The organism is Erythrobacter donghaensis (assembly GCF_001557325.1).
In the GTDB taxonomy this organism is placed as follows: Bacteria; Pseudomonadota; Alphaproteobacteria; order Sphingomonadales; family Sphingomonadaceae; genus Erythrobacter; species Erythrobacter donghaensis_B.
In genome coordinates this window covers 1-5,927 of record NZ_LSJS01000013.1, presented here as the reverse complement: position 1 = coordinate 5,927, position 5,927 = coordinate 1, and the positions used below count along the sequence as shown (strand labels likewise).

The following is a 5,927-nucleotide window of genomic DNA, read 5'->3' as shown; positions in this document are numbered from 1 at the left end:
CGGGGATCTTCTCGAGCTCAGGCAGCACCTTGCCCGCCGCGCCGAGGCGGCGGGCAAGGTGCTGCCTGAGCTCGAGAAGATCCCCGCCAGCCTCCCCCAGCTCGCTTACGAGTATGACTACCGCTGGAAGCTGGAAGCGGACGCAATCGGCAGCCTCCAGCGCCGCCACGCGAGCCTGTGCGAGCAGCAGGGCCCGGCCTCCTGCCAGATCATCGGCATGACCAAGACCGGCGCGGAGTCGGACGCAGTCGAGGGCGTGCTCGAAATGGCGGTCGCCACCCGGCAGGCGCGGGCCTTCGGCGCGCTGCTCGAGGACGAGGCGCTCGATGCGGGGGCCGAGCAGGTCTCGGCCGAGATCGCCTCGGAGGAGCTCTCCAAGCAGATCGTCGACACCGAGGCCCGCGTGCGCGCTCGCAGCGAATTGCGCGACCGGCTCACGCAGGTGCTGCGCACGCGCAAGGGCAAGGTGAGCGAGCTGATCGAGGCCGAGCGCAGCCTTGCCGCGGTCAACGAGGAAATCGACCAGGCGAGGAGCTGGCTGAGGGAGATGGGCGGCCGCGTCGCCTATAGCCGCGTCACCGTGCGCTACGAGACCGGGGGCGCGGGCGGCAATTTCCTGCGGCCGGTCAAGGGCGCTCTGGGGTCGCTGGGGGCGATCTTCGGCTGGATCGCTGCGCTGGCGATCCTCGTCGGTGCGGTTGCGCTGCCCGCCGGCGGGGCATGGTGGGCGCAGGCCGCGCTGCGGCGGCGCTTCGCCGCGCCCGTCGCGGCCCCGCGCGCGCCTGACGCCTCCTGAGCCACGACCCGCCGCGCAGGCCCCGCGCTCCGCCTTGCCGGGCGGAACCCGGGGCCGCGCGCAAGGCTAGACCCGGGGCACCCATGCACAGGAGAGCCCCATGCAACGCATCCTCATCATCGCCACCGACGGTTTCGAACAGTCCGAACTGATGGAACCCAAGCGCCTGCTCGAAGAGGCCGGCGCCGAGGTCACCGTCGCCAGTCTCAAGCCCGGCGAGATCAAGGGCTGGGACCAGAAGGACTGGGGGAAGAGCGTCGCGGTCGATCGCACCGTCGCCGACGTCTCGGCCGAGGACTACGACGCGCTGCTGCTCCCCGGCGGGCAGATGAACCCCGACATCCTGCGCACCGAGCACGCGGTCATCGATCTCGTGCGCGAATTCGACGCGTCCGAGAAGCCGATCGCGGCGATCTGCCATGCGCCCTGGCTGCTCGCCGAGGCCGACATCATCGAAGGGCGTTCGCTCACCGGCTGGCCCTCGATCCGCACCGACCTCTCCAACGCGGGCGCAGCGGTGGTCGACGAGGAGGTGGTGGTCGACGGCAACCTCATTACCAGCCGCAAGCCGGCGGACATCCCCGCCTTCACCCAGGCGCTGATGGCGGCGCTCGACATGGCGGAATGATGCGGAGGGCGGCGCGATGGGCACTTCCGACCGCCGCGAACTCGCCGAGGACCGCACCGACTGGGCCGAGCGGCGCACCGACTGGGCCGAGGACCGCACCATCATGGCCAACGAGCGGACCTTCGCCGGATGGATGCGCACCGGCCTCGCCGCGGCGGGCATAGGGCTCGGCTTTCACGCCTTGTTCGGCAGGCTCGAACCGGCCTGGTTTCCCAAGGCGCTGGCGAGCGGCTTCGTGGTGATCGCGATCGTGATCTTCCTCGCCGCGCAGGCCAAGGCGGTCGCGGTCGCCCGGCGGCTCGAGGATCACCGGTCCGAACCGATGCGCGCGCTGACGCTGCGGCTGGTGGCGGGCGGGATGGTCGCGGCCAGCACCGGGCTGGGCGCGGCGATCTGGATGATGCCGTAAGCGCGCTACATCCGCCGCGCGTCGGCGCTCGCGGCGGGGATGGTGACGCTGAGGCCGTCCATCCCGGGCGCGAGCTCGATCTGGCACGACAGGCGCGAGGTGCGCCGCGCCCCGGCGGCGAAATCGAGCATGTCCTCCTCCTCCTCGGCCGCCGGCGGCAGGCGGTCGAACCATTCGGGGGCGACGATCACGTGGCAGGTCGAGCACGCCATCTGCCCCTCGCAGGTGCCCTCGAGCGGCAGCCCCGCCGCCTGGCCGACGCGAAGCAGATTGTCACCGGGTTCGGCGGTGGCGACGACCGGCTTGCCGCTCTGGTCGAGGAAGGTGATGGTGATGCTCACAGGCCTTGCTCCTTCGCGGCGGCGAGAATCGCGGCGGCGGCGGTTTCGATGTCCGAGGCGTGCGTATAGCGCCCGAAACCCAATCGGATAGAGGACTTGGCCTCGGCGTCGGAGAGGCCGATGGCGCGCAGCACGTGGCTCGGCCGGCCCGATCCGCTGGCGCAGGCGCTCCCGGCGGAGAGCATGATCTGGCGGCAGTCGCTCATCAGCCGCGCGACATCGAGACCATCCTTCCGGATATTGAGATTGCCGTGCCAGCGATCCACCGCGCTGCCGTTCAACTCCCAGTCCGCGAAAGCCTCGCGGGCCATGTTCCACAAATGTTCCACGTGAAACATTTGCTCCGACAAGCCCTCCTGCGCCACCTGCGCCGCCGCGCCGAAGCCTGCGCACAAGGCGGGCGAGAGCGTGCCCGAGCGCAGGCCTGCCTCCTGCCCGCCGCCGTGCAACAAGGGGGCCACTACCGCGCCATTACCCACCCATAACCCGCCGATACCCTTGGGGCCGTGGACCTTGTGGGCCGAGATCGCGATGAAATCGGCCGCGACCTCGACCGGCACCTTGCCATAGGCCTGCACCGCATCGACCAGCACCCGCGCGCCGACGCGGCGGGCGATCTCGACCACCGGCGCGAGCGGGTTCCTCACCCCGATCTCGTTGTTGATCGCCATGACCGCGACAAGACCTGTCGACGACGTGACATGATCCGCCAATGCTTCGACATCGGCCCGGCCATCGGGCAGCACCGGGAGCACGGTGAAACGCCGCCCCTGCGCCTCGACCGCGCGGGCGCAATCGAGCACCGCAGCATGCTCGGTGGCGAAGGTGACGACGTCGCCGGTCGTGCCGAGGATCACCGCATTGATCGCCTCGGTCGCGCCGGAGGTGAAGATGAGCTTGCCGCCCTCGGGCAGCAGCGCCGCGACCCGCTCGCGTGCGGTCTCGATAGCGGCGGCGGCCATGCGGCCCATGCGGTGGGCGGAATGCGGGTTGCCGAAAGTGTCGCTCTCCGGCCCGCCGAGCCAGCGCAGCATCGCCTCGCGGGCTTCGGGCGCGAGCGGGGTGGTGGCCTGATAGTCTAAGTATATCATAAGGTTACAGCTATCCCCTCGTCATTGCGAGGAGCCGAAGGCGACGCGGCAACCCATGGACTGCCGTCGCATCGGGCCGGAATGTTCGGCCATGGGTTGGTTGGCCAAGGCCAGCTTCGCTTCCGCTGCGCTCGCAATGACGAGATCAGCATAGCGAAGCCCAAGCCTCGGCAAACCGGTCCAGCTCCTCGGGCGTGGTGTTCCACCCGAGGCTGACCCGGATCGTGCGCGCCGCGACATTGTCGGGCACCCCGAAGGCGTCCAGCACGCGGCTCTTCTTCAAGGTGCCCGAGGAACAGGCGCTCCCCGCCGAGACGGCAAAGCCCATCGCGTCGAGGCGGATCAGGAGGGCCTGCGCGCTCATGGTCGGGTGGGCGACGGCGATGATATGGTCGGCCTGCGCTCCGGGAGCGATAAGCTCGCCGGACTGTCCTAGCTTGTTGGCAAACGCCATTTGGTCGGCGCGCTTCGTCGCCCATCCTTCCATTCCGCCCGTCTCCAGCGCCGCCGCCATTCCGATAGCGGCGGGCACGTTCTCGGTCCCCTGCCTGTAGCCGCGCTCGTGCCCACCGCTCGGTTCGAGCAGGTTGAAGTCCCGCACCAGCAGCGCCCCGATGCCGATCGGGCCGCCGAACTTGTGTGCGCTGACCACGATCATGTCCGCATCGGGCAAAGGCAACTTGCCTGCACTTTGCGATGCATCGACCAGCAGGGTGCTGCCCGCCGAACGGATCGTCGAGAGCAATTTGCCGCCTTTGTACGGCTGCATGATTGTCCCTGTTTCCGAGTTGACGTGCTGCAAGGCGATCAGCGCCCCGGAGCAGTCGGGCAACTCATCGGGATCGAACCCGCCGTCGAACGGCGGCACCACCTCGGCATCCGGCGCGGCGCGGAACACCGCGTCGTGCTCGACCGCACTCGCAATCCTGCGATCCACCTTCGCGCGGTTGAGCGCGATCCACAGCGCCTCGCTCGCCCCGCTCGTGAAAATCAGCTCGCCTTCCCACCCCAGCGACCGCTTGATCCGCTCGCGCGCATCCTCCAGTGCGGCGCGCGCGCGGCGGCCTTCGGCGTGGGGGCTCGAAGGGTTGGCCCACAGCCGGAATCCCTCCGCCATGGCCGCCTTCGCCTCGGGGCGCAGCGGGGAGGTGGCGGCGTGGTCGAGGTAGACCCGTTCGGGAATGGTGCGGTCTCCGGGAAGAAATTGCGGTTTTCGTGTGCGCCCCTATATAGGCCGCACAATTTTCGGCGCCACCCGGCGCTGGGCGCAGATTTTTCTAAGGTTCACCGATGCCGTCCGTCATCTTTCCCGGCCCCGAAGGCCGCCTCGAAGGCCGTTTCTCCCCGCCCCCGCGTCCGCGCGCGCCGGTGGCGATGATCCTCCATCCGCACCCCGAAGGCGGGGGAACGATGAACGACCGGATCGTGCAGCGGCTCTACAAGACCTTCGCCGATCGCGGCTTTGCCACGCTGCGCTTCAACTTCCGCGGCGTCGGGCGCTCGCAGGGGAGCTTCGATTCCGGCATCGGCGAGCTGTCCGATGCGGCGAGCGCACTGGACTGGGTGCAGTCGATCCATCCCGAGGCGCAGAGCACCTGGATCGCGGGCTATTCCTTCGGTGCCCTCATCGGCATGCAGCTGCTGATGCGCCGCCCCGAAGTGCGCGGCTTCATCTCGGTCGCGCCGCCCGCCAACATGTACGACTTCAGCTTCCTTGCCCCCTGCCCTGCGAGCGGGATCTTCGTGCAGGGCGCGGCCGACACGGTGGTGCAGCCGGGCGCGGTGCAGAAGCTGGTCGACAAGCTGCGCACCCAGAAGCACATCACCATCCACCACGAGGAAATCCCGCGCGCCAACCACTTCTTCGAGAACGAACTCGACGATCTGATGCGCTCGGTCGACAACTACCTGGATTTCCGCCTCGCGCCGGATTGCCCGATCAAGTAGGGGTATCACGCGCGAGTCCTTGTTTGCGTGGTCGCCTCCGCGACCACGTCCTCGGCGCTGTCCCTCCGCTTCGCTCCGGGCGCCTGCGAGCGGCCGTTCGGCCTTGCGGCCCGTCCTGCGGCGGGCCGGGCCAGCGCGACTCCGAAAAGATTCGCTGAATTCGGTCGCGTCAGCGACCGCGAGCGCACGCGCGCGAGCCGCAGGCGCTCAAGCCCGCAGGGCTTGAAACAGCGCCGAGGACGTGCCCGCGGAGGCGGGCACGCATACAAAAGGAATCGATCCGCCGCAGGACGGGTCGCAAGGGCGCCAAAGGGTTCAGGCGCCCGCCCGCAGGCGCCCGAGCGAAGCGGAGGAGCAGCGCCGAGGACGAACGCGCGCAGGCGCGTTCGCACACAAGGAATCCATTTCTCTACTGAAATGATTGGCAAAAATACAGTCCTGAAAAACAACGCGAAAGTTCTTCGCGCCTAGCAAAAGTCATAGTACCTTCACACGTGAGTGGAGCCGGGGTGTTCTGCTTGCGAAAGGTGCTCCGGCCGCCGCTCCCACACTGATGGAGAGAGGAGCCCCTGCATGACTTACGTGTCTGCCAATCGCCGTCCCAACGCTGCCGCGCTCGCCGGAGCGCTCGGCATCCCCGGAGCCTTCGGCGCCCTGCTGATCGTCGGCCTGGCGGTGACGGTGACGACCCCCCACACCCGGCCGAACCCCAAGG

At 68.9% G+C, this 5,927-nt stretch carries 7 protein-coding genes; 4 read left to right on the top strand and 3 right to left on the bottom strand.

The genetic code is table 11. From position 1 onward, the window contains the following. From AX692_RS00255 to AX692_RS00245, 3 genes are all read left to right on the top strand, one after another. The coding region (locus AX692_RS00255) for a DUF4349 domain-containing protein (RefSeq protein WP_073977507.1) at positions 1 to 796 on the top strand (796 nt) is incomplete at its 5' end. 100 nt (positions 797 to 896) lie between these two features. Next, on the top strand, positions 897 to 1,424 hold the full coding sequence (locus AX692_RS00250; RefSeq protein ID WP_073973286.1) for a type 1 glutamine amidotransferase domain-containing protein: 528 nt from the start codon (positions 897 to 899) through the stop codon (positions 1,422 to 1,424). Between the two features lie 16 nt (positions 1,425 to 1,440). Further along, complete coding sequence (locus AX692_RS00245) at positions 1,441 to 1,833, top strand: YidH family protein (RefSeq protein ID WP_073973285.1); 393 nt, start codon at positions 1,441 to 1,443, stop codon at positions 1,831 to 1,833. A gap of 5 nt (positions 1,834 to 1,838) precedes the next feature. Here AX692_RS00245 and AX692_RS00240 read toward each other — a convergent pair whose 3' ends face one another. The 3 genes from AX692_RS00240 to AX692_RS00230 all read right to left on the bottom strand — a co-directional run bounded on the left by AX692_RS00240 (position 1,839) and on the right by AX692_RS00230 (position 4,448). Beyond that, positions 1,839 to 2,174: a 2Fe-2S iron-sulfur cluster-binding protein gene (locus tag AX692_RS00240; protein ID WP_073973284.1), complete on the bottom strand. Its 336-nt coding sequence runs from the start codon at positions 2,172 to 2,174 to the stop codon at positions 1,839 to 1,841. Further along, positions 2,171 to 3,265: a cysteine desulfurase family protein gene (locus tag AX692_RS00235; protein ID WP_073973283.1), complete on the bottom strand. Its 1,095-nt coding sequence runs from the start codon at positions 3,263 to 3,265 to the stop codon at positions 2,171 to 2,173. Before AX692_RS00235 ends, AX692_RS00240 begins: the two co-directional genes overlap by 4 nt. Before the next feature lie 145 nt (positions 3,266 to 3,410). Next, positions 3,411 to 4,448, bottom strand: a complete 1,038-nt coding sequence (locus tag AX692_RS00230) for a cysteine desulfurase family protein (RefSeq protein ID WP_073973282.1) — start codon at positions 4,446 to 4,448, stop codon at positions 3,411 to 3,413. A gap of 107 nt (positions 4,449 to 4,555) precedes the next feature. Here AX692_RS00230 and AX692_RS00225 point away from each other — a divergent pair, with 107 nt between their 5' ends. After that, positions 4,556 to 5,212, top strand: coding sequence for an alpha/beta hydrolase (locus tag AX692_RS00225; protein ID WP_073973281.1), 657 nt, complete (start codon positions 4,556 to 4,558; stop codon positions 5,210 to 5,212). Positions 5,213 to 5,927: the final 715 nt, after the last annotated feature.

Bases quoted from the DNA above. Each gene is read 5' to 3' on its own strand.
- AX692_RS00250 (WP_073973286.1), top strand. From the start codon at position 897: ATGCAACGCATCCTCATCATCGCCACCGACGGTTTCGAACAGTCCGAA.
- AX692_RS00245 (WP_073973285.1), top strand. From the start codon at position 1,441: ATGGGCACTTCCGACCGCCGCGAACTCGCCGAGGACCGCACCGACTGG.
- AX692_RS00235 (WP_073973283.1), bottom strand. From the start codon at position 3,265: ATGATATACTTAGACTATCAGGCCACCACCCCGCTCGCGCCCGAAGCC.
- AX692_RS00225 (WP_073973281.1), top strand. From the start codon at position 4,556: ATGCCGTCCGTCATCTTTCCCGGCCCCGAAGGCCGCCTCGAAGGCCGT.